Below are 22,611 nucleotides of genomic sequence, written 5' to 3'. Positions count from 1 at the left end.
GCGGCACATTTTGTACCGCTCTTTTTATTCGCCATCTGAAGGGTTTCTTTTTCTCAACTGCTTTGGACCATCGCCACACATTTTTACAATTTTAGGTGTAAAACTGCCTACAATATCCACCAGTTCAGTCTGAGCAGACATTACCGTATGAATATCTTTATAAGCAAACGGCGCTTCATCAAGTCCGCCACCTAATAAAGTTACGCCTGCTTTATCGAGTGCATCCCTCATAGCTTTATGGGTAATGGCACTGATGGCGGCAGACCTGCTCATTTTTCTACCTGCACCATGTGCCGCAGAATGAATAGCATCAGCCATACCCCTGCCTTTTACAATAAAACCATTGGCCGACATACTGCCAGGAATAATACCCAATACATTTTTACCGGCCGGTGTTGCCCCTTTTCTATGAACGATAACTTCTTCGCCATCCAATATTTCTTTCCAGGCAAAATTGTGGTGGTTCTCTACCATCTTCATAGGTGTTCTCCCCAGTTGTCTGGCAATTTTCCTGTGAATAATGTGGTGGCAGGCACTGGCATAGTCACCTGCAAGGTTCATCGCCATCCAGTATTCCTGTCCTTCGGCTTCCTGTAAATCGAGCCATGCCAGGTTTTTTGCATCGTTGGGCAGTTTTCTTTTTTCAATGGCCAGCTTGGTATAGTAGTTGGCAATATTGGCACCCAGCCCTCTCGAACCGGAGTGCGATAAGAGACCGATATATTTTCCGGTTTCAATACCCAGTATTTCATCTTTCTCCTGAATTTCAACTACGCCAAATTCTACAAAGTGATTACCACTACCCGATGAGCCCAGCTGTTTCCATGCTTTGCCATGGAGCGACCTGAGTAATGGGGTAGAATGGAATTCATTCCTGTCCATTACTTCATGCTCTTCTGCTGTTTTAAATTGTGCACCACTGCCAAATAATGTAGCTTCATGAATTTCCCTTGCAAAAAAAGATGTTTTGCTTTTCAGCAGGTCGGGATCCATATCGAAAACTGATAAACACATCCTGCAACCAATATCCACGCCTACACCATAGGGTATTACGGCATTTTTAGTTGCCAGTACACCACCAATAGGCAGGCCGTAGCCATGATGGGCATCGGGCATCAATGCAGCTTTAACCGATATGGGTAGTTTAGCTGCCATATGAATCTGGTGTAATGCACCTGCTTCAATATGTTTGGGCCCGAAAATACTTACGGCTGCTCCTGATTCTTTTAGTGCTATGCCCGTTGCATTCGCCACTTCTTTCGGAAGCAGTTTTAAAGCAATACTCTCAAGCATGGGATCATTTTTATAGTCGGCAGGTTGTGTCAATACTTTTTTTAATAGTTCGATCACCTCGTCTTTTTTACTGAATCTATAAAACTTATCTACTACCGACATGGCCACAGGAATTACCGGACTCTCTGGAAATCCGATAGCCCTTAATTCTTTTGCTGTTATTTTTAACCTGCTCATTTCATTTGTTGTTTAAGATAGTGCTGTATAAGCGCTATCTGTTTTGTTTTTTATTCACTTTGGAAAAAATACCGGAAGCTATACGTTATTATACAACTCCCGGTGCATTTTATTTACCTGGAATGAAGAGCTGTTTTAGCTGATCAGATAACACGCCACTGTTGTTTACAGTGATGGTGTTGATTTTATCAGCGATTTTTTCAACATACTCCATTTCCTTCAGTTTCCAAAGCATAGTGTTGTCTTCCATCAGCTTAGCTGTATTGAGTAAGCTTCTGGTGCTTGCGGTTTCTTCTCTCCGCATGATGATATTGGCCTGTGCTTTCTTTTCAGCAATCAATACCTGGTTCATGATATCTTTCACATCGCCTGGTAAAATAATATCCCTGATACCCAGTTCAATCACCTGCACGCCCAGTGTTGCTGCTTTTACCTGCAAACCATTTAATATTGCTGCAGAAATACTTTCTTTTTTCTCCAACAGATCATCAAAGTTTACAGTGCCGATATATTCCCGCAATGCCAGCTGAAACAGCGCATACAATTGTTTGTCGTAATCCTTGTTGTCAAGTAATGCTTTTTCAATGTCTGCAACTTTAAACTGTGCATAGGCGTTAATCCGCAAAGCAGCTTTGTCTCTGGTTAGAATTTCCTGACCGTTGAGATCAATTTGTTGTTGCCGCATATCGGCTTTACCAATAAAGATCGGTACAGGGTTTTTAAACCACTGGTACATACCACTTTCCAGTATACCCATGTATTTTCCATCTATGAAAAGCAATGCTTTTTCATAGTTTTCTACGGTATACATACGTATATAGGGTGCAAGCAGTTTATGTGGTAGCAGGCTTTTGTCGATAGCTTCGTCAATATCTGGTTTGCTGATATCGGCTATAACAAACCGGTATTCATTCACTCCTTTCCAGAAAGCATACCTTCCCACAGTAAGCACTTCTTTGAAATAACCGTTTTCGAACTGAAGGGCTATTTCATTATCTCTGACTTCTACCAGTTGTAGTTTTTCAGCCAGTGCCTGATCCTGTAACAGGATATTCAATTCCACAGGTGCAACGAAGGGCTTGTACAGATCGAAGATCAATACCTCTTTACCCCATAACCAGTATTTGCCTTCTGTAAGGAAACCCTGGTAAACGCCTCTTTTTAATACAATACCAATCTGATAGGCATTGATTAGTACATTTTTCATTTGTTTCAATTTTACATACTTAATAATAATAGCAGCAGCACAGTGGCATTTCTTTTCACGGAGTCTGACAGGATGAAACTTGCTGCAAGGGTTCACTTTTATGTTCAATGAACAATTCATGTAAACCAATTGTATGCTACTTCATTGTGTCGGGCTGCAGGTGTAGGGAAATGTGGAATAACAGCAACTGGTATATGCCAATACCTGTTATCCCTTCCCCTGTGCTACAACTATTTGCTGGCATCTTTTTATAGAAGTGATGTACTTCTTCTACATCTTTATGTAGTGCTTTACCATTTAGCTATTCCGACAAAGTCGGAAGTGGGACTCGAACCCACATAAAGGCTGATGCTCTAACCTGTTGAGCTATTCCGGTATTACCGGAAGGAGGACTCGAACCCCCAACATACAGCAGATTAATGGAGGACATTACACTTTGCAGCAATAGCATACAGATGGTTACTACCTCCGCACTAAGGTGCTTTATTAAACACACTTCTGGTTTGATAACAAAGTATATTATCCTTCTTGCCGTCAGGCAAGCTTTTATGGATGCTTCATCCGTTCTTTTATAAGTTTTTACATTAGTTAACCAATGCGGCATCTCGTCTGAATCCGATAACATTGGTATGTACTACCTCATGAAAGTTTTCATCAGGGTTGGTAATTTCTGCCAATGTCATAGGTTTACTGATCAGTTGATTCAGCCCTAAATGTTTACTCAGTTTTTGCGCTTTCACTGTTTCCAGTTTTGCAAACTCGTATCGCGCAATCAGCCTGCCCTTTCTCATCAGTGCTTCATCAACCATATTTACTGCACTGTTAAAAGTGCAGATGATCTGTACATTCAGACAGTCGCTCAACAAACCATCGCTGATATTGAGCAGGTTGCTTACGCTACTCTGACTGCTGTATCTTCTGTCCATGATGATGTTTTCTGCATCTTCTATAATCAAAACAGCATTCGGATTATCGAGTAAGAGATCCATGAACTCGGGGTTCATTAAATTACCGGCAACACCGGGTGATACGAAGAGTACTTTTTTCTTGAGTCCTCCGATCAGGTGTCGCAGATAAGTTGTTTTGCCCGTACCTGGTAAACCGTGTAACAACACGATACCTTTTTCATTTTCTTTACTCAGCCGCTCTTTAATTACCGCATCTACTTCTTTGAAGTCATCATTATAATACAGATCGATATCCAGTTCCGTAGGTTTAATCGCCAGTGATTTCAAATCCAGTCCATACGTAGATTGTGTAATAATATTGATTTCAAAATCAGCTTCTTTCTGTAAAGCTTTATGTTTACTGAATGCAAGGATCATGTTGCTGGCTTTTTCATAATCGGTATTGCAAAACAGTATTTCAGCACTATCTTCATCAAGCATAATTATCATACGCTTTTCCAGTACCACCAGTGTTTTGGTAAATTCAATTCTTTCTGCCTTCCAATTGTAATAATTACGTTGGTAGACAGCAACAGGTTCACCAAACTGCTTTTCATTGATCATCGTTAATACGGCATCAGTATTTATACTGCCGATAAAAGCCATTGCTGGAACCTTATTGAACTCTCTCAAATAAAATGCTTTAGGTTCAACGAAATAGCTGTCAAACAATTGTGTGTTTTTGTTACCCAGTTTGCTGATCAGTCTGGTCAGCCTTCGATACCAAGATGGCATATTGCTAAGTAACCAGGCCAGCAGGTAGATAGACAGTAGTATAATTAAAAGTATTCCCATACAGTTCGTTTTAGAAGGATTCTATTAACTGAATCCTTATGTTATAAATAAAAAACCCGGCCTGTTACCAGACCGGGTCATACCTTCTTGCTGAAATTAATTCAGCCAAGCAGTTCACCATACCACGGTCGGGTTTGCTTTTGCAATTGATATTGTACAGGCATAGTACTCCCTGTAGCCATCATGCGATTGATGGTATCAAAAGCGAATATGTGTTTACATGTTTTCATGATCGGTCAATAAAAAACCCCGCAATCAGCGGGGCTTTACTATAATTGGTTGTTGTAATCAAATTATAAGACCCCGCAAAACATATGATACCCACGAGCATCAAAGCCATTTTGTGAATTAATATGTGATTGTTTGCGTAGCATTGTTTTAATATTTCGTTTGCAAAGTTGTATTATTTTATGAACTAAAAAAATTTTATTTCGCTTTTTCCAAAAAATAATCCAACAGCACATTGTTATAAGTAGAAAATAAAATGAGATAGATTTATTAAGAGTAAATTTTTCCAGCCTTACTTCAGCATGCAGAATTTGGGACTGATAAAAAAGCTTTTTGAATACTGCCGGGATGGCTGAATAACGATTTGCAGATTAATTCAATAATACTTCTTCCTTTATTTTTTCAATACAAGACAGTCAGGCGCAACTGGTTTATACAAGGCAAATGACAAATTGAAAGAACAATATTTGTATACATCAGCATTTATGTAGAAATTGTCTATATAATTTACTAAATGAATATTGTGCCATGACCCTCATTGCCATATTTTTTCCTTTTCTCTCTTTTTTATTAAGGGGCAGGATATTTACAGGTATCATCTGCCTCATTTTACAAATCACTTTGATCGGGTGGATACCTGCGGCTATCTGGGCCGTTATTTCTTTACAGAATGCCAGGGCAGACAGAAGAACAGACAGAATGATCAGGGCTATGAAGAAAAATAATCCATAACCTGACGTACATATCAGGTGCAGTGTTGTAGAACATACCCATTACCTGACAATGGCTGTTCTCTTTTGTTTTAAAAATTCTATCTAAGCGGTTGCGGGACTGTGAAAAAAATTCGATTATCCTGTAACTTTCCCTTTCTCCTGCAGTTTATATCTCAAACCGAATAAAACTAACCCGAGATTGACCAGCGAATCCATTGATAATCAACTCATGTTCAGGGTAAAAGAAGGTAACCTGGATCAGATGGGACTGCTTTTCGACAGGCACCATCGATCGCTATATGGTTTTTTTTACCATAATACGGGTTTGAAAAACGAGAGTGAGGATCTGGTACAGACCGTATTTATGAATATGATCCGTTCGAGGGCCACTTTCACGGGATCGCACAAATTTGAAACCTGGATGTACACGATAGCCAGAAACGCACTCAAGGATCATTACCGGAAAAACAAAAGATCAGCCGGATTTGTGGATGCAGATGAAGTGACCAGTCAATTAAAAGACAGTGCAGAAGCAGATGATAAAATCCACAGAAAGGAAGAAGAGCGATTATTGAAAAAAGCACTTGAACTGCTTAATGAAACAGACAGAGAATTGATTATCCTTTCCCGCTATCAGGAAATGAAATACCAAGAAATCGCTGTCTTGATGAATCTATCGGAAGGCGCTATTAAAGTAAGGATCCATCGTGCGGTAAAACAATTAAAGGAGAACTATTTACAACTCAGCCATAAAACCATTCTATCATGAACTGTGCATTTGATAAAGAGCAATTATGGTCACTGGCACTGAATGAGCTTAGTGAGTCAGAAAAAGCAACGGTAAACCAGCATGTGGCATCCTGCGAAGAGTGTAAGGCTGCCCTGAATGACATCATGGGTTTCTGGAATATCACCGCAGCCTTACCCGAACCGGAAGTACCTGCAGGTATGAAGCAACGCTTTATGGCAGAACTGGAAAACTATCAACAAAAACAGTTGTCGAAAAGCAATGGCTTCTCTATGTGGAAAGAGCGGTTGCGTTCATTGGTTGCCGGCATGGTTACGCCAAAATTTGGTTACGGACTTGCTATGTTGCTGATTGGTGTGATTGCTACTACTTTTTTCTTTACCACAAACAACAAAGCTGGAGATGATGTGCAGCAATTATCTGCCCAGGTAAAAGAAATGCGCGAGATGCTGGCATTGAGTTTACTGGAACATCCGTCGGCTTCAGAAAGATTAAGGGCCGTTAGTTATGTAGAAGAAATTGATACGGTAGATGCGCGTGTAAAAGATGCGCTGCTTACCACACTTAATAATGATGAGAATATCAATGTTCGTCTCACAGCATTGGAAACCTTATCAAAAATGACGGCTGATCCGAAAGTAAGAGAGGGCCTTATTCAATCTATTGTTCACCAGGATTCTCCGCTGATACAATCGGCATTGGCCGACCTGATGTTGAAAATGCAGGCTAAAAAATCGGTTCGCTCCCTGCAGCAGTTGCTGAAGAAGCCTGAAACCAATGAAGCCATTAAAGACAAGATTAAACAGACCATACACCAACTGAGTTAATTCATTTCATAAAACCCCCAAAACATGAAAAAGATCTATCACCTGCTGCTGGCAGGAACAGTATCTCTATGCGCCTGCACTGACCTGCCCGCGCAGGAGTTCAAGGAACATGTATCGAAACAGTTTACAGTGAATGCAAAGAATACAGAAGCTGTACTGGCGGTATACAATATATTTGGCTCTATTAAAGTAGAGGGCTATGATGGCGATAAAGTACTGCTGGAAATTGATAAGAAAATAACCGCTAAATCGCAGGATGAAGTGGATAAAGGGAAAGAAGAATTTAAATTTGAAATAGAGCAGTTACAAGACAGTATAGTATTATATGTAGCCGCACCCAATGATTCCAGACCCCGGCGAAGCTGGGACAGGAATGAGGACCGTAGAAATATACGCTATAAATATTACCTTGACCTGGTGGTAAAAGTACCGCAGGGTATTCGTTTACGCGTGTCGACTGTAAATGATGGAAATATCCAGGTGAGTAATGTATTTGGTAACCTGTTTGTAAGTAATGTAAACGGTTCCATTGACATTGAAAATGCAAAAGGTATTACAAAAGCCACAACGGTGAATGGTAAGTTGAATGTAAGCTATGCAGCAAATCCACCGGCAGCTTCTACTTATCATACCATTAATGGCGATATTACGGTGTATTACAAAACCAATCTCGATGCTGAACTGTTTTTCAAAAGTATGAATGGTAGTTACTATACCGATTTCGATAATGCAGAACCCATCAGTAATACACTGGTGAAAAACGGAGAAAAAAACGACAAAGGAACGGTTTATAAAATTGTAAAAAATGCCGGCGTAAAGATTGGCAATGGCGGCAAACAATTTCATTTTGAAACACTGAACGGAAACGTTTATATCAAAAAATCATAAAACAAAGAATATGAAACAGATAAAATATATCATGGTACTTGCATTCATCTGTATAACTACAGGGATGCTGGCACAGTCGGGCGATAAAGAACAGTTAACCGTAGCGTTAAGCAGTCCGGGTAAACCTTATAAGCTGAGGGTAGAACTGATTACGGGTTCCATCAAAGTAACCGGTCATGCAGCAGATAATATTCTGGTGTCTGTTGAGGCAGAAGAAGACCGTTCGTCCAAGGCAAAAGATAAATCGAAAGATGGTCTGAAAAGAATAGGAGGAGCCAGCGGTTTTGAAGTAAGGGCCGCAGAAAAAAACAATGAAGTATCGGTAAGTAATGGCAGTATATCGCGCAAAGTAGATATAGAATTAAAAGTTCCGCAAAACGGTACGCTGGTATTGAGAACAGTTAACCAGGGCGATATTACGGTTACCAATGTAAAAGGTGAATTGGAGATCAGTAATATCAATGGCGATATCAAACTTTCCGGTATTACAGGTTCTGCTGTAGCTACTACTACGAATGGTGATATTAATGTTGATTTCAACAGTGTAACAGATGGTAAACCCATGGCATTCTCCACCTTCAATGGCGATGTAAATATCAGTTTCCCTGCTTCCACCAAGGCCAACCTGAAAATGAAAACAGATCAGGGAGAAATTTACAGTGATTTTGAAGTGGCCGTAGAAAAAGGGAGTGGACCTGCTCAAAAAACCAATAATGGCGGCGTGTATAAAATCATTAAAGACAGCTGGGTTTCCGGTAAGATCAATGGTGGTGGTGCAGAAATGATGATTAAGAGCTGGAGTGGCGATCTGGTGATCCGAAAAACGAAACAATAAATTACCCCCAATAGGTTCTCATGTGCATCGGTTATCCGGAACTGTTAATCGTGAAGGATAGTCTGAAAGGGCGGCTTCAGTAATGAGGCCGCTCTTTATTTGGGTACCATTATTGCGAAATCAGTTTTGCAAGATCTTGATTTCTTTAAGTTAGTCATCCGTAAAATACATAACTGTCGTATCTATGTAAAGCGAATTTAAATTGTATTAACCATGCACTCCATCAGTATCATTATTCCAACACTGAATGAATCCGGGAATATCCGCGAGCTGATTCGTTTTCTGATGGATCATGGAGGGTCCTATATAAAAGAAATCATTGTATCGGATGGTGGAAGTACAGACAATACAGTACTGCTTGCGAAAGAAGCGGGTGCAGTGGTTGTTATTTCTCTTGTAAAAGGAAGGGCGGGTCAGATGAATAGCGGCGCAGCACAGGCCAGTGGCGATATTTTTTATTTTGTTCATGCCGATACCTTTCCTCCTGTTTCTTTTGCAAGAGATATTCAGGAAGCAGTTGATGCCGGATATGCTTTTGGCAGATACCGAACAAAATTTGATTCGCCAAAGAAAATATTACTATTTAATGCCTGGTTTACACGTTTAGATCTTTTTATCTGTTACGGTGGCGATCAGACACTATTTATACAGAAAGCGCTTTTTCAAAAGATCGATGGTTTTAACAGTCAGATGCGCATAATGGAAGACTATGATATTGTGGTGAGGGCAAAAGAACAGAAAGCCCGGTATAAAATTTTTAAAAAAGCAGCATTGGTATCGGCACGCAAATACGAAACAAATAGCTGGATACAGGTACAGTGGGCCAATTCTACCATTATCAGGATGTATAAGAAAGGAGCCGGTCAGGATGAGATGGTGAATACCTATAAAAGCTTACTTCAGTACCGATGATTAATCATCTTTTTACTCAGGGTTACCGTATATTTCATAAAATCTTACATGTTTTCATACACAACTGGCATTCAGCAAGTGGGCATTGGTGTTACAGATGCAGAGGATGCTAAATACCTGTACCGTGATCTATTTGGCATGAATGCGCTTGTTTTTGATGACAGGGCACCCGCAGGTTTGATGACAGCGTATACAGGAAATCAAATTTATACGAGAAGGGCCCTCCTCACCATGAATATGAATGGTGGTGGTGGATTTGAAATATGGCAGTTCCTCAGCAGGGCGGCTACACCACAGAAAAATGATTTTACCAGGGGCGCACCTGGTATCAATGCCGTAAAGATGAAAGTGCATTGTACAGATACGGCTTATATCTATCTTAAACAATATAAGGATTTAGTCATTACACAGATCCAGTCAGATCCCGATAACAAAAAGTTCTTTGAAGTAATAGACGGATACGGAAATTGTTTTCAGCTGATTGAAGCTTATGACTGGTTCCAAAAAAATACCCATTGTTTCGGAGGTGTTACAGGAGCGATTATAGGTGTTACGGATATGGAAAAATCCATATCATTTTATCAACTCCTGCTCGGAACAGCAAAACTTGTATACGACATTATAGAAACGAATGAAATAAATGGCTTTCGAATCAGTCGGAGAAGGGTTTTGCTGCGTAAAACCATGTTGGAAAAAGGTGCATTTACCCGCTTGCTTGGTAATACTGATATAGAACTGATACAACTGATGGATGAACGACCTCAGCATCTCTTTCACGACAGATATTGGGGTGATTGTGGCTTCATTCATATTTGTTTTGATGTACTGGATATGGATGCACTTAAAAAGGTGATGAAAGAAAATGGATATGTATTTACGGTTGACAGCGCATCGGGTTTTTCTATGCAAGATGCAGCAGGGCGTTTTTGTTATGTTGAGGATCCGGACGGTACTTTAATTGAACTTGTGCAGACACACAAAGTACCTTTAGTAAAAAAGCTAGGCTGGTATCTTCAGCTTAACAAACGTCGTACCCATAAACCACTCCCCAACTGGATGGTATCTATGCTGGGATGGAACAAAGTGAAATAAAGTATTTTAGCTATCAGCAACAACCTCCTCCATCGTAAAAGAAAGTAGAAGGCGAAATAAAAATATCTTTTCTACCTAGGTTATATAAGGCAGCAGCTGTTTTGTCGCAAACGGCCAGTGGCTGGTTCTGTAAAAGCACATGACCTTTCTCATCATCAAAATATTCCTCTCCACCATAATAAATAGCTGTTTTGCCGGTAAATACACAAGGACCATCGGCCGGCATCGGATCTTTGATGGCACAAACTTCTACACTCTCAATATAGATCAGCTCATCTGTTTGATAATGTTCCGGATCAAGTATGCGGTAAGGTCTTTTGGCGCGGATCTCTACAGTGCCAAAACCAATGGAGGTAATCATGTTCACATATTCCTGAAGCGGAAGGGCACCGCTTAAACATAATGCACGTAAACGGGCATCCTGTTTTAATCCTTCGGGCATAGGCTGCTCACAGGTAGGATCACTCAATACAAGCCTGCCTCTGGGTTTTAGTACCCGATACATTTCGGTAAGTGCCTGTTTCAGTTCTGTTTCCTCAAAAATATTGAACAGGCAGTTCTGCGCAGCAACATCAATACTATTATCATCGATTGGCAAACTCAATGCACTGCCTTTTCGGATATCTACAAATTCAGTGCTGAACCAGGGGTTTTGTTGCGCTGCTTCCAGCATATTCTCCTTACATACACCGATCATTTCATCTACTATGTCTACACCAATCACTCCTTTATTCCTTCTGCTGAAATAAGCAAACTGTAATAGTTCCATACCTCCGCCAATACCAACATACAATATTGTAGGATGATTCACCAGGTCCCTGGCATTTACAGTACTGCCACAGCCATAATTCATTTCCAGCATTTTCTGTGGAATAGAAAGGCCAGGTAATTGCCATACAGGTGTGGTAGTACAGCACAAACCCTTTTGTGGATTTTCTGCCGCTTCTTTATAAACATCATAAGTGGTTTCGAGGTAGTTGGCCATAATGAATCTTTTAATGGGTTTTGCTCTTGTATTGGTTCCAGTCTGCTTCGGTATCTATATCATGTAAAACCGGAAGCGTAAAATAGGAGATATGATTTGCTGATAAATCATTTGTTGTTGCAACGAAAACTTCATCAGTGCTCCAGGGTTTATTATCGAATAAAAAAGGGTAAAACATCGTTGTGCCCAGTAAATAATAGCCGCCATCTGCAGAAGGTCCGATTACGGCATTGTAATGCTCCAGCGATTCAAAAGCCTGTTCAATGATAGCGGTATTGAGTTCAAAACAGTCAGTGCCAATGATCAATACTTTTTTATAGCCCTGTTGGAAGAGTAGTTCAAAAGCCTGCTGCATTCTTTCACCGAGATCTTCACCTTGCTGTTGATACTTTACAAACAAATCATCATTCCAGCTATCTTTTTTTGAAACACCGTCTACATAAAATACAAACCTGTTGCAAGCAAGTTTGCTGCATATATCAGCTGTATAAGCGAGTAAGGTTTTGTAAATAGCTAATGCTTTTTCATTGCCGATTGTAGCGGCAAGTCTGGTCTTTACTTTTCCTAAAACAGGATTTCTCGCAAATATGATGAGTGCTTTTTCCAAACAAAGGATTTAGGCTACAGCTCCACCACAACTCGATCCTGAGCCGGCAGTACAGCCATAGCAATGTTGATTTAAAATGATTTCACGGCTTCGAATGGCCTCATGTACATAGTTTGAGAGATGGTTCGATTCTTTACAGGCTACTTTAAGGTCCAACATCTGATTGAAGTCGCAGTCGTAGAGGTAGCCATCCCATCCCACTGATAATGTATTCCGGCACATAACATTGGCAGCAGCAGATGGGTTAAATGCCTGTACGAGTTTTTGCATATAGGTTTCATAGTTGCCACTCACCAGTAAATAGTCAAGGTAGCGGCTGATGGGCATATTCGTTATTACATACAGATTATTGAACTGTATATTATACCTGTTTAGTAAAGCTTCCTTGTATTCTTTTTCCAGTGCTGTTTGTGCAGGGGGCAGAAAAGCACCTGCAGGGTTGTATACAAGGTTCAATAATAACCCACTACCATCTATTCCATAACCGACTTCATTGAGCATTTGTAAGGCCTTGATAGAATCTTCAAAAACGCCATTGCCTCTTTGTCTGTCTGTACGATCCTGTGTGTAAAAAGGAAGTGATGAAACCACTTCAATACTGTTATCCTTAAAAAATTGTGGCAGGTCATGGTATTTTTTATTGGCCAGAATAATGGTAAGGTTACAGCGAACAATGATATGTTTATGCAGCTTTTTAATTTCCTGAACAAACCATCTGAAATCAGGGTTCATTTCCGGAGCTCCTCCGGTAATATCAACTGTGGTAAATGAAGCTTGCTGTTTCAGTACATCTAAACAGAGCTGCATGGTTGCGGGGGTCATGATCTCTTTCCTGTCGGGACCGGCATCTACATGGCAATGCTTACAAACCTGGTTACACATTTTCCCGATATTCACCTGAAAGATGGTAGGTTCTGTAGGTAGTAAAGGGAACAAACCTGCCGTTTTCATGCTAGCTGAAAATGCGGGCAGATTTTTTTCCTGTTCCAGGATATCAATCTGATGACCCGCATCGGCGAGTGCATGTTGTAATGCTTTTAATGATTTCATCTTTGGGCCTTATAGGTTTGAGCAATCTTTTACATGGATATAGCTTTCACTTTATTCATCATTTGAACACCATGTACCAATGCAGCACCTCCTTTAATGGCAGAAGCTACATGAACGGCTTCCATCATCTGTGCTTCACTCCATCCTTTTTCAAAAGCATCTCCACTATAGGCGTCAATGCAATAAGGGCATTGTACGGCATGTGATACAGCCAGTGCAATCAATGATTTTTCACGGGCGCTGAGCGCACTGTCTTTGAATACTTCACCATACCAGGCAAAAAATTTATCTGCCATTTCTTTCTGGTATTCGCCAACAGCGGCAAATTTTCCCAAATCTTCTGCGTTGTAATAATGGTTAGCCATATTATTCGGTTTTGTAGTTATCTAAATATAGATTCCAGTCATATTTTTTAAACGAGATAGAAGGTGCGGCTTCCATAGGGATAACACCCGTTTTCTTTAATAGTTGTTTCATATTTTTTTTGCCGCCAAAATCAGCCCTGAACCAACCCATAATGGCTGGTAGTGCAATCTGGTTTTTTGTGGTATCATAATCTGCTTCACTCTTCAGGTATACCCTGGTGGCAAGGTCTAATTGTTTGTCTAATTGCTCGGCCCGGTAAAAAGCAATCGGCGGGCAACTTTTTGCACCACAATTCAAGGCAAAATGAATGCGGTAATCTACAGTATCTACCCGATTGTTTTTTTCAAAGCCGGAGGGGAACAACCGATTCACATAACCCATGCTCCATTTGGTTTTTGATCTGCGAAGCAGTCCATGTTCTATTCTATCGAGACTTAACCGTTCACCGGCAATAGCAATGCGTTTATTTCCGAAGAACTGGCTTCTTTTTTTGTATTGCGCAGGGTTTTCAGACAGCCATAATTGAGTATAAGCGTTGTAGATATTTAACCAGAATGTTTTTTTTCTGTTATCTGTATTTAATTCTGCCATCAGTTCAGCAGGTGTGATTTTTTGGAAAAACAGGAGGAAGGAATCAACCGGCTCTCTTTTTTTAACGGCCAGTAAAAAAGATTGTGATGCTTTTGTGAGCCTGTTTTCATCAGCATCTACAACAGTACCTGCGCTTGCTTTTTCAAGAGCAATGATCTGAAGCAAAAAAAGAAATAAAAAAAGAAATACTTTTTGCATGATATAAATACGTTCATTGAACGCAGATAGTTTTATTTTACAGAACGAAAAATTACCTGTTATTATGGAGAATATGCTACAAAAAATTAAAGAAACAGCTGCTTTCCTCCTTTCAAAAGGCTTTCAGGCACCTGAGACAGGCGTGGTGCTTGGAACAGGACTGGGTGCATTTGTGCAAAAAATGGATATTGAGTTTACCATTCCTTATCATGAGATACCTCATTTCCCGGTAGCCACGGTCGAATTTCATAAAGGGCAGCTTTTATATGGAAATGTTCATGGAGTGAAAGTAATAGCCATGCAGGGACGTTTTCATTATTATGAGGGATATAGCATGCAGCAGATTACTTTCCCTATTCGTGTTATGAAAGAAATGGGTGTAAAATACCTTCTCTTGAGTAATGCCGCAGGTGGTATGAACCCATTGTATAAAAAGGGAGACATGGTATTGATTAATGATCATATCAATATGTTGCCTGAAAACCCATTGAGAGGATTGAATGATCCGGGGTTTGGAAATCGTTTTGTAGACATGTGCCGGCCTTATGATGAAGCTATGGCACAGGTACTGATAAAAGCAGCACATACAGTACAGAAAGAATTATTGCATGGTGTATATGTTTCGGTACAGGGCCCTAATCTGGAAACAAGGGCCGAATACCGTTATCTAAGGGCATCGGGTGCCGATATGGTAGGCATGAGTACAGTACCTGAAGTTATTGTAGCCAATCATATTGAATTGCGTTGTGCTGCTGTAAGTGTAATCACCGATGAATGCGACCCTGATAACCTAACACCTGTTAATATTGCTGAGATCATTGAGGTTGCCGGAAGGGCCGACGACTCGTTGAGTACCATCTTTGCTACTGCTATTCAAATGTTGAAGTAAGTAGTGTTTTCTGTATAAGAAAATATGTACCTTTTCAATCAAAATTTTACGAATGAAATTGGTATGCTGGTTACTGGTATTGATAACACCCTTTCAACTGTTTGCACAAAAAAAATTACCCGGCTGGACGTCTTTATTCAATGGTCGTGACCTTTCAGGATGGAAGCAACTAAATGGTAAGGCAAAATATGCCGTGGTAAATGGTGAAATTACCGGTACTACGGTTTATGGAGAGCCCAACTCTTTTCTGGCCACTGAAAAAAATTACAAAGATTTTATTCTCGAACTTGAATTTAAGCTGGATGCCGAAATGAACTCAGGTATACAGTTCCGTAGCGAAAGCAAACCTGAATACCAGAACGGTCGTGTACATGGTTATCAGTTTGAAATAGATCCCTCGCCGCGTGCATGGACAGGTGGCATTTATGATGAAGCCAGGAGAGACTGGTTGTATACACTGGATTACAATCCAACCGCCAAAACAACATATAAAGCAGGTGAATGGAACAAATGTCGCATTGAATGTATTGGCAATACCATCCGCACATTTGTAAATGGTATACCCGCTGCACATATTGTGGATGATATGACGACGGAAGGGCTGATTGCTTTACAGGTACATTCTGTGGGTAAACCGGAGGAGTCGGGCAAACAAATACGCTGGCGTAATATCTTCATCAAAACCAATAACCTGCAAGCTACCCCGGCTGATAAGGTTTTTGTGGCCAATTTTATTCCCAACACTTTATCTGAACAGGAAAAACAAAATGGGGTTCAGTTATTATTTGATGGTACCAGTACAAAAGGATGGAGAGGTGCTTATAAAAGTACGTTTCCTGAAAAAGGCTGGCAGGTAAAAGATGGTACGCTGCGTGTATTGGCATCAACCGGTGGCGAATCGATAAATGGAGGTGATATTGTTTCTGAAAAAGAATATGGTGCCTTTATTCTTCAGTTTGAGAGCAAGCTCACAGAAGGTGCCAACAGTGGTGTGAAATATTTTGTAACGGAGAATGAGAAGAATCCCGGTTCTGCTATCGGACTCGAATACCAGTTACTGGATGATGAAAGACATCCGGATGCGAAAATGGGTTCTATTCATAACAGAACACTTGCCTCATTGTATGACCTCATTCCATCGCTAAGAGAGCCAAGGGCCAGAAGAAAAATTGGTGAATGGAACAGGTGTATGATTGTTGTGCAGCCCAATGGTTGGGTAACCCATTACTTGAATGGATGGAAAATGCTGGAGTACCAGCGTGGGGCACAATATTATTACGCATTGGTAGCAAAAAGCAAATATGCACAGTGGCCCAATTTCGGAATGGCAGCAAAAGGTAAATTGCTGTTGCAGGATCATGGAAACGAAGTGTGGTTTAGAAGTATCAAGATTCAAGAAATCAAGTAACAAGGTTAAAACAAGCAATATGTCAAGCAACAGAAGAAAATTTATTCAGCAGTCGTTGAAAGCATCTGCTGCTGTGTATGCAGCATCGATGGGTATGAGTGCTGCCAGTTATGCCAGAATTATCGGTGCCAATGATCGCGTGCGTGTAGGTGTGGTGGGTTACTCGGAACGGTTTAAGTTTTCATTGCTGCCCTGTTTTCAACATCATTTCAAAGAGCTCAATTTTGATATTGTAGGGGTTTCTGATTTATGGAAGATCAGAAGAGAAGAAGGGCAGGCTTATCTCAAAGAAAAAATGGGTCATGATATCATGGCTTTTAGAAACAATGAAGAACTCTATGCGTCCAAATCGGTAGATGCTGTTATCATCAGTACGGCCGATTTTCAGCATGCCCTTCATTGTATAGAAGCTGTAAAAGCAGGGTGTGATGCTTATGTAGAAAAACCTTTTGCAGAAACCATGGAAGATAATAAGGCGGCACTGAAAGCCGTAAAAGCATCCGATAAAATTGTACAGATCGGTTCGCAGCGGAGAAGCGGTGTAAACTACAAGGCGGCTGATGAATTTATCAAAGCAGGTAAGTTCGGAAAAATTACGATGGTTGAGCTTAGCTGGAACGTAAATCAACCCGGTCGCTGGCGCCGTCCGGGACTTGTAGATCAATTAAAAGAAGCTGATACAGATTGGAAACGGTTTCTGATGAACCGTCCCTTTGAACAATGGGATCCCAGGAAATACCTGGAGTACCGTTTGTTCTGGCCTTATTCTTCAGGTATGCCGGGTCAGTGGATGTCGCACCAGATTGATACGGTGCATTGGTTCACCGGATTGAAACATCCGAGAAGTGTGGTAGCCAATGGAGGTATTTATATGTGGAACGATGGAAGAAGAAACTGGGATACCACTACTGCTGTATTCGATTATGGATCGAATGATAAAGATGGCTTCCAGGTAATATTCACTTCACGTATGCACAATGGGGATGAAAATCCGACAGAGATCTATTATTCCAATGGCGGAGAAATGAACCTCAATACCAATAAAATTTCTCCCAAAGGAGGATTGCGTAAGAACCATGCAGATGCTATGCAGATGCAACCGAACTTGTTACCGGAGCTGAACCTTACCGATAATGCACCCAAGGTAGTTGCATCGGCGAATACAGGTGGCGATGTACTCACTTCTGCGCATATGCGTAACTGGATGGAATGTGTAAGAAGCCGTAAACAACCCAACGCACCTGTAGAAGCGGGCTACTATCATTCAATAGCCAATATTATGACCACCGCCGCCTCCCGTAACGGCATGAAAGCCACATTTGATGAAGCGAAACAGGAAGTGATGGCAGGGGGGAAGATTTTTAAATATTAGCAGAGAGTGAGTAGTGAGTAGTCAGTAGTCAGTAGTCAGTAGTCAGTAGTCAGTAGTCAGTAGGGTATCAATAAAGATATAGCTTTTTACTCACTACTCACTACTCACTACTGACTACTCACTTTCTGCTCACACCGATCCTCCTTTCACCAATACTGCATCTACCAATAGCTCTTTCGCTTCGCTGTTGCCGTTGATGCAGTTGAGCATGTGTGAAAAGGCGAGGCGACCCAGTTTTTCTCCGCTGGTTTCGATATAAGTAATCTGAGGATGGAACAGTTTTGGAATGGTGCCATTGCTGATGGTGAGCAGCGCAATATTATCAGGGTAGTGTAATCCTCTTTGCTGAATGGTTTTTAATACACCTATCAGTATTTCATCGCTCATGCAAAAGATAATATCGGGTTGGTGCTTATCAAGCATAGCATGCGTAATGTTTTGCGCTTCTTCAGAATTGCCTGCATGTTCAACGAGTAATTCAATTTTGGGGTGCGATTGAAAAGCAAGCTTCAGCGCTTCTTCTCTTTTTTTGGTGATCGACAATTGTGGGTTGCCAAACAAGGCGAGCACGGATTGATAGGGCTGTTGCAGAATCAATTCTGCTGCCAGTTGGGCACTTTTTTCATCGGCCATACATATTTTATGCAGGCCGTCTTCTTCCGGTACATTATCAAAAAACACTACTGGTATATCTAATTCCCGCATACGTTCAAAGCCCTTCATATCAGTGGTAGACAAACTCAGGCATGCGAATACGCCCGATACACGGTTCTGGCGGAAAAGTTTCAGATTCTCCAGTTCAATAACAGGGTCGTTGCCGGATTGTAAGATCATTACAGAGTAGCCTTGTTTTCTGGCATCTTCTTCTACGGCTGCAATAAATGTTTCATAGAAATAATTAGAAATGGTGGGTACCATCAGTCCCAGCAGCTTACTGTTTCTGGTTCTCAACTGAACGGCGCTGGCATTGGGCTCATAATCGAGGGCTTCGGCCAGATCAATAACTTTTTGTCTTGTTTTAAGTGAAATATCCGGATGGTGCTTCAGGGCTCTTGAAACGGTAGAGATGCTGATTCCCAGTATTTCTGAGATCTTTTTAAGTGTGGTATTGTGCATGCAGGCGTAGTTTCTAAAGTTGAATGTAATAAAATTTCCACAACAAACATTTCCGCAAACCTTTGCGAAAATGTTTTCAATTATCTTTAAAGTATTTATAATCAATTACTTATATAAAATTCAGACGTAAAAAAGCGTCATTATGTTAGTTTCTGTGCATCTTTTTTCCCTGTAACTTGGTCTTATAATGGGTACTTGTATCATTTTTCCTGAAACAATAGAAAATTTTAAGAAAAAATTTTGTTTCTGAAAAAAATGTGTACTTTGTACACGCTTAATAACCAATAAACTGCCATTTATGAACCTTTCGAAGCTTGTCAGGCCCACGCTTGTGGGTTTACTCGCTTGCGTATTTACCCTATTCGCGCAGGCACAAACGAAAACGGTTACTGGTAAAGTAACCGACTCCAAAGACGGATCGCCATTGGCTGGTGCATCTGTTCTAGTAAAAGGATCAACGACTGGTACACAAACCGGTGCCGATGGTACTTTTAAACTTTCCGTTCCATCATCAGCAAGAACCTTAACTATTTCCTTTTCAGGATATAGCTCTGCCGATGTGAACATTTCTTCTTCCAATACTGCCAATGCCTCGCTCACTGCTACTGCAGATGCGCTGGCTGATGTGGTGGTAATTGGTTACGGTACCAGAAAGTCGAAAGACGTAACTGGTTCTGTTTCCCGTGTAACTGAAAAAGACTTTAACAAAGGTCAGATCGCTTCTCCTGAGCAATTACTGCAGGGTCGTACAGCGGGTGTACTCGTTACACCTTCAACCGGTGAGCCGGGTGCTGCTGCTACCATTAATATCAGGGGTACCGGTTCTATCAGTGGTGCACAGGAACCTTTGTATGTAATTGATGGTGTGCCCCTGATTCAGGGTGGTACACTGGGTACCAACAACAGTGGTGTTGAAGGTGGTACTTCTGCCAAAAACCCTTTGATCTTTTTGAACCCAACAGATATCGAGAGCATCACAGTGCTGAAAGATGCATCTGCTGCTGCGATCTATGGTTCAAGAGGTGCGAATGGTGTAATCCTTATCACTACCAAACAAGGTAAGGGTGGTAAGCGTGGCGTACTTTCTTATGGTGCATCTACTACCATCGCAAAAATTGCACGTCGTTACGATCTAATGAATGCACAGGATTTCTTATTGGCTGCTAAAAAAGCCAATATTGATGGTGGTGCAGATCCCATTGCTGCAGCTGCGGCGGTAGCAAGTATCGATAAAGGTGCTAACACTGACTGGCAGGATGAAATTTTCAGAACAGCCATTTCTCAGAACCATAACCTGAGCTGGTCTATGAGCAACAAGGGTACAACTGCCCGTTTGAGTGGTTCATACGATAACCAACAGGGTATTGTTAAGAATACGGGTCTGAAAAGATTAACCGGTCGCGCAAACCTCAGTCAGAAATTATTCAATGACAAAGTGAAACTGGAAGCAAATGTTACCATGTCTCGTACAGAGAACTCTTATGCTCCACTTTCTAACAACGCAGGTTATCAGGGTAGTTTGTTAGGTGCTGCTTTGCAGTTTAACCCAACCAACCCTGTTTACAATGCAGATGGCTCATTCTATCAGCCAGGTGATCAGCGTAACCCAACACAAATGCTGGCTTACTTCACTGACAACGATTACATCAATCGTTTCCTGGGTAACTTCTCTGCAAGTTATCAGATCACCAAAGACCTGAGCTATAAAGTAGTATTAGGTCTGGATAACTCTAAATCACAGCGTACTTCATTTGCTGACCCACGTTTGGGTACAGGTGCATATGGTGGTACTGTAAATATTTTCGGTAAGGATTATGGTAACCAGATCCAGGGTAATGGTCGTACCACCAGACAAAATCTGGAGACCAAATCTCAACTGGTTGAACACTATCTGACTTACGACAAAACTTTCAACGACAAGCATGCGATCAATGCCATTGCAGGTTATTCATACCAGAGCTTCCAGAATCGTTACAACGGTTCATTTGGCTGGGGTGTAAAAACACCTGTGGTAGGTCCGAAAGATGTGTTTGTGAAAGACTTTGCAGCGTTTAACAACTACGCCAACTTCGTTCCTAACTTCGATAGAAACGAATTACAGTCTGTGTTTGGTCGTTTGAACTACACTTATAACGACAAATACTTCCTTACTGTAACCGTAAGATCTGATGGTTCTTCTAAATTCGGTTCTAACAACCGTTATGCTACTTTCCCGGCTTTTGCCTTTAAGTGGAGAGTACTGGAAGAAGCATGGGCTCAGAAAGTATTTGGTGGATTCCTCAGCGACCTGAGCTTCCGTGCCAACTATGGTAAACTGGGTAGCCAGGATAACTTAGGTTCTTATGCGGCCCTGAACCTGCAGCAAACATTTGATGTAGGTGCCGGTCCTGTAACCCGCTTTATTCAGCAGGGTAACCCTAACCTGAAATGGGAAGAAGTTGCTACGACTGGTATAGGGGTTGACTTCACTACCAAAGACAAAAGATTATCTGTAACTGTTGACTACTATAATAACAACCGTAAGAACATGCTGTTCTTCGCACCAACACCGGGTGGTTTTGCACCCACTGCTAACTGGTGGATTAATTTAGATGGTAAAGTAATCAACAAAGGATGGGAAGCAAGTGTTAACTATAGAGCTATCCAGGGCAAGAAATTCAGCTGGGATATCAACTATAACATGACAACTGTAAGCAATAACATCGAAGGTCTGCCTACACCGATCAACACTGGTTCGGTAAGTGGTCAGGGTCTTACAGGTGCGTTTGCGCAAACCCTTACCAATGGATCGCCCATCTTTACCTGGTCAATGCCAGTGTTTAATGGCTTCGATGGTAATGGTAATGCCCGTTACGGAAATGGTGCTTCTAACCAACTGGTAGGAAGTGCTTTACCTACTTTCTTTGCCGGTTTAACCAACAATTTCTCTTATGGAAGATGGAACCTGAGTGTGTTCCTGAATGCGATCACTGGTTTCAAAGTGTATAACAACACTGCCAATGCCCTGTTCCTGAAAGGTAGCTTGCGTAATGCACGTAACGTAACCAATGCAATAGGTAACGGTCCTGAAAATCCATTCAACCCAGGTTCTGTTTCAACACGCTTCCTGGAGAAAGGAGATTTCATCCGTCTGGCTAACGTAAACCTGAGTTATGCATTTAACCTGAGAAAGAGCAGCCTCTTCAAATCATTGTCAGTATTTGCATCAGGTCAGAATCTGGCACTGATTACAGGTTACTCTGGTATCGATCCTGAGGTGAACGTAGATAAGAACATCAATGGTATTCCTTCACGTGGATTTGACTATACGCAATATCCAAGACCAAGGATTATCACTGTAGGTTTGAATGTTGGATTTTAATCAATA

Annotated in this window: 20 protein-coding genes; 11 read left to right on the top strand and 9 right to left on the bottom strand. The window is 41.1% G+C overall.

What is annotated here, in order from left to right; genetic code table 11:
* Positions 1-24 precede the first annotated feature (24 nt).
* The 3 genes from BC659_RS04485 to BC659_RS04475 form a co-directional block, all read right to left on the bottom strand.
* Entirely contained in the window at positions 25-1,470 is a 1,446-nt protein-coding gene (locus tag BC659_RS04485; RefSeq protein WP_133473469.1) for an RtcB family protein, read from the bottom strand.
* A gap of 109 nt (positions 1,471-1,579) precedes the next feature.
* On the bottom strand, positions 1,580-2,677 hold the full coding sequence (locus BC659_RS04480; RefSeq protein ID WP_133473468.1) for a slipin family protein: 1,098 nt from the start codon (positions 2,675-2,677) through the stop codon (positions 1,580-1,582).
* A gap of 584 nt (positions 2,678-3,261) precedes the next feature.
* Positions 3,262-4,419, bottom strand: coding sequence for an AAA family ATPase (locus tag BC659_RS04475; protein WP_133473467.1), 1,158 nt, complete (start codon positions 4,417-4,419; stop codon positions 3,262-3,264).
* A gap of 756 nt (positions 4,420-5,175) precedes the next feature.
* On the opposite strand from BC659_RS04475, the gene BC659_RS04470 reads away from it, so the two are divergent.
* The 7 genes from BC659_RS04470 (at position 5,176) to BC659_RS04440 (ending at position 10,662) form a co-directional block, all read left to right on the top strand.
* Complete coding sequence (locus tag BC659_RS04470; protein WP_133473466.1) at positions 5,176-5,379, top strand: YqaE/Pmp3 family membrane protein; 204 nt, start codon at positions 5,176-5,178, stop codon at positions 5,377-5,379.
* Between the two features lie 180 nt (positions 5,380-5,559).
* Complete coding sequence (locus BC659_RS04465) at positions 5,560-6,129, top strand: RNA polymerase sigma factor (protein ID WP_211340698.1); 570 nt, start codon at positions 5,560-5,562, stop codon at positions 6,127-6,129.
* The gene (locus tag BC659_RS04460) at positions 6,126-6,935 is read left to right on the top strand and encodes a HEAT repeat domain-containing protein (RefSeq protein WP_133473465.1); all 810 of its coding nucleotides are present in this window, start codon (positions 6,126-6,128) and stop codon (positions 6,933-6,935) included. The genes BC659_RS04465 and BC659_RS04460 overlap by 4 nt, the downstream gene beginning before the upstream one ends.
* 24 nt (positions 6,936-6,959) lie before the next feature.
* The gene (locus BC659_RS04455) at positions 6,960-7,823 is read left to right on the top strand and encodes a DUF4097 family beta strand repeat-containing protein (RefSeq protein WP_133473464.1); all 864 of its coding nucleotides are present in this window, start codon (positions 6,960-6,962) and stop codon (positions 7,821-7,823) included.
* A gap of 10 nt (positions 7,824-7,833) precedes the next feature.
* Positions 7,834-8,658, top strand: a complete 825-nt coding sequence (locus tag BC659_RS04450; RefSeq protein ID WP_133473463.1) for a DUF4097 family beta strand repeat-containing protein — start codon at positions 7,834-7,836, stop codon at positions 8,656-8,658.
* A 213-nt stretch (positions 8,659-8,871) separates the two neighbouring features.
* A complete protein-coding gene (locus BC659_RS04445) occupies positions 8,872-9,570 on the top strand; it encodes a TIGR04283 family arsenosugar biosynthesis glycosyltransferase (RefSeq protein ID WP_133473462.1) in 699 nt (232 codons plus the stop codon).
* Positions 9,571-9,618: 48 nt separating this feature from the next.
* Positions 9,619-10,662, top strand: coding sequence for a VOC family protein (locus BC659_RS04440; protein ID WP_133473461.1), 1,044 nt, complete (start codon positions 9,619-9,621; stop codon positions 10,660-10,662).
* Positions 10,663-10,675: 13 nt separating this feature from the next.
* Here the strand turns inward: BC659_RS04440 and arsM are convergent, their stop codons facing one another.
* Genes arsM through BC659_RS04415 form a run of 5 tightly spaced genes read right to left on the bottom strand, consistent with a single transcriptional unit; the run spans position 10,676 to position 14,459 of the window.
* Entirely contained in the window at positions 10,676-11,647 is a 972-nt protein-coding gene (arsM, locus tag BC659_RS04435; RefSeq protein ID WP_133473460.1) for an arsenosugar biosynthesis arsenite methyltransferase ArsM, read from the bottom strand.
* Between the two features lie 10 nt (positions 11,648-11,657).
* Positions 11,658-12,254: a TIGR04282 family arsenosugar biosynthesis glycosyltransferase gene (locus BC659_RS04430; protein WP_162847349.1), complete on the bottom strand. Its 597-nt coding sequence runs from the start codon at positions 12,252-12,254 to the stop codon at positions 11,658-11,660.
* Between the two features lie 9 nt (positions 12,255-12,263).
* A complete protein-coding gene (gene arsS, locus BC659_RS04425; protein WP_133473458.1) occupies positions 12,264-13,304 on the bottom strand; it encodes an arsenosugar biosynthesis radical SAM (seleno)protein ArsS in 1,041 nt (346 codons plus the stop codon).
* A gap of 29 nt (positions 13,305-13,333) precedes the next feature.
* Complete coding sequence (locus tag BC659_RS04420) at positions 13,334-13,669, bottom strand: arsenosugar biosynthesis-associated peroxidase-like protein (RefSeq protein ID WP_133473457.1); 336 nt, start codon at positions 13,667-13,669, stop codon at positions 13,334-13,336.
* Between the two features lies 1 nt (position 13,670).
* Complete coding sequence (locus tag BC659_RS04415; RefSeq protein ID WP_133473456.1) at positions 13,671-14,459, bottom strand: DUF547 domain-containing protein; 789 nt, start codon at positions 14,457-14,459, stop codon at positions 13,671-13,673.
* Between the two features lie 16 nt (positions 14,460-14,475).
* Between BC659_RS04415 and BC659_RS04410 the strand changes: the two genes are divergently transcribed.
* The 3 genes from BC659_RS04410 to BC659_RS04400 are packed head-to-tail and all read left to right on the top strand — an operon-like array spanning position 14,476 to position 18,128.
* The gene (locus BC659_RS04410; protein ID WP_246027078.1) at positions 14,476-15,348 is read left to right on the top strand and encodes a purine-nucleoside phosphorylase; all 873 of its coding nucleotides are present in this window, start codon (positions 14,476-14,478) and stop codon (positions 15,346-15,348) included.
* Between the two features lie 52 nt (positions 15,349-15,400).
* Positions 15,401-16,756, top strand: a complete 1,356-nt coding sequence (locus BC659_RS04405; RefSeq protein ID WP_133473455.1) for a 3-keto-disaccharide hydrolase — start codon at positions 15,401-15,403, stop codon at positions 16,754-16,756.
* A gap of 19 nt (positions 16,757-16,775) precedes the next feature.
* Positions 16,776-18,128, top strand: a complete 1,353-nt coding sequence (locus tag BC659_RS04400; protein WP_133473454.1) for a Gfo/Idh/MocA family protein — start codon at positions 16,776-16,778, stop codon at positions 18,126-18,128.
* A 129-nt stretch (positions 18,129-18,257) separates the two neighbouring features.
* On the opposite strand, the gene BC659_RS04395 is transcribed toward BC659_RS04400, so the two are convergent.
* The gene (locus BC659_RS04395; protein WP_133473453.1) at positions 18,258-19,244 is read right to left on the bottom strand and encodes a LacI family DNA-binding transcriptional regulator; all 987 of its coding nucleotides are present in this window, start codon (positions 19,242-19,244) and stop codon (positions 18,258-18,260) included.
* Between the two features lie 298 nt (positions 19,245-19,542).
* Between BC659_RS04395 and BC659_RS04390 the strand changes: the two genes are divergently transcribed.
* Positions 19,543-22,605, top strand: coding sequence for a SusC/RagA family TonB-linked outer membrane protein (locus BC659_RS04390; protein WP_133473452.1), 3,063 nt, complete (start codon positions 19,543-19,545; stop codon positions 22,603-22,605).
* Positions 22,606-22,611: the final 6 nt, after the last annotated feature.

The sequence above is a fragment of the Sediminibacterium goheungense genome (assembly GCF_004361915.1).
GTDB classification, from domain to species: domain Bacteria; phylum Bacteroidota; class Bacteroidia; order Chitinophagales; family Chitinophagaceae; genus Sediminibacterium; species Sediminibacterium goheungense.
The sequence above is the reverse complement of the archived record's forward strand: the minus strand, read 5'-3'. Positions and strand labels throughout refer to the sequence as shown.

Bases quoted from the DNA above. Each gene is read 5' to 3' on its own strand.
- BC659_RS04470 (WP_133473466.1), top strand. From the start codon at position 5,176: ATGACCCTCATTGCCATATTTTTTCCTTTTCTCTCTTTTTTATTAAGG.
- BC659_RS04400 (WP_133473454.1), top strand. From the start codon at position 16,776: ATGTCAAGCAACAGAAGAAAATTTATTCAGCAGTCGTTGAAAGCATCT.
- BC659_RS04415 (WP_133473456.1), bottom strand. From the start codon at position 14,459: ATGCAAAAAGTATTTCTTTTTTTATTTCTTTTTTTGCTTCAGATCATT.
- BC659_RS04480 (WP_133473468.1), bottom strand. From the start codon at position 2,677: ATGAAAAATGTACTAATCAATGCCTATCAGATTGGTATTGTATTAAAA.
- arsS (WP_133473458.1), bottom strand. From the start codon at position 13,304: ATGAAATCATTAAAAGCATTACAACATGCACTCGCCGATGCGGGTCAT.
- BC659_RS04485 (WP_133473469.1), bottom strand. From the start codon at position 1,470: ATGAGCAGGTTAAAAATAACAGCAAAAGAATTAAGGGCTATCGGATTT.
- BC659_RS04460 (WP_133473465.1), top strand. From the start codon at position 6,126: ATGAACTGTGCATTTGATAAAGAGCAATTATGGTCACTGGCACTGAAT.
- arsM (WP_133473460.1), bottom strand. From the start codon at position 11,647: ATGGCCAACTACCTCGAAACCACTTATGATGTTTATAAAGAAGCGGCA.
- BC659_RS04440 (WP_133473461.1), top strand. From the start codon at position 9,619: ATGTTTTCATACACAACTGGCATTCAGCAAGTGGGCATTGGTGTTACA.
- BC659_RS04420 (WP_133473457.1), bottom strand. From the start codon at position 13,669: ATGGCTAACCATTATTACAACGCAGAAGATTTGGGAAAATTTGCCGCT.
- BC659_RS04390 (WP_133473452.1), top strand. From the start codon at position 19,543: ATGAACCTTTCGAAGCTTGTCAGGCCCACGCTTGTGGGTTTACTCGCT.
- BC659_RS04475 (WP_133473467.1), bottom strand. From the start codon at position 4,419: ATGGGAATACTTTTAATTATACTACTGTCTATCTACCTGCTGGCCTGG.
- BC659_RS04450 (WP_133473463.1), top strand. From the start codon at position 7,834: ATGAAACAGATAAAATATATCATGGTACTTGCATTCATCTGTATAACT.
- BC659_RS04395 (WP_133473453.1), bottom strand. From the start codon at position 19,244: ATGCACAATACCACACTTAAAAAGATCTCAGAAATACTGGGAATCAGC.
- BC659_RS04455 (WP_133473464.1), top strand. From the start codon at position 6,960: ATGAAAAAGATCTATCACCTGCTGCTGGCAGGAACAGTATCTCTATGC.
- BC659_RS04405 (WP_133473455.1), top strand. From the start codon at position 15,401: ATGAAATTGGTATGCTGGTTACTGGTATTGATAACACCCTTTCAACTG.
- BC659_RS04445 (WP_133473462.1), top strand. From the start codon at position 8,872: ATGCACTCCATCAGTATCATTATTCCAACACTGAATGAATCCGGGAAT.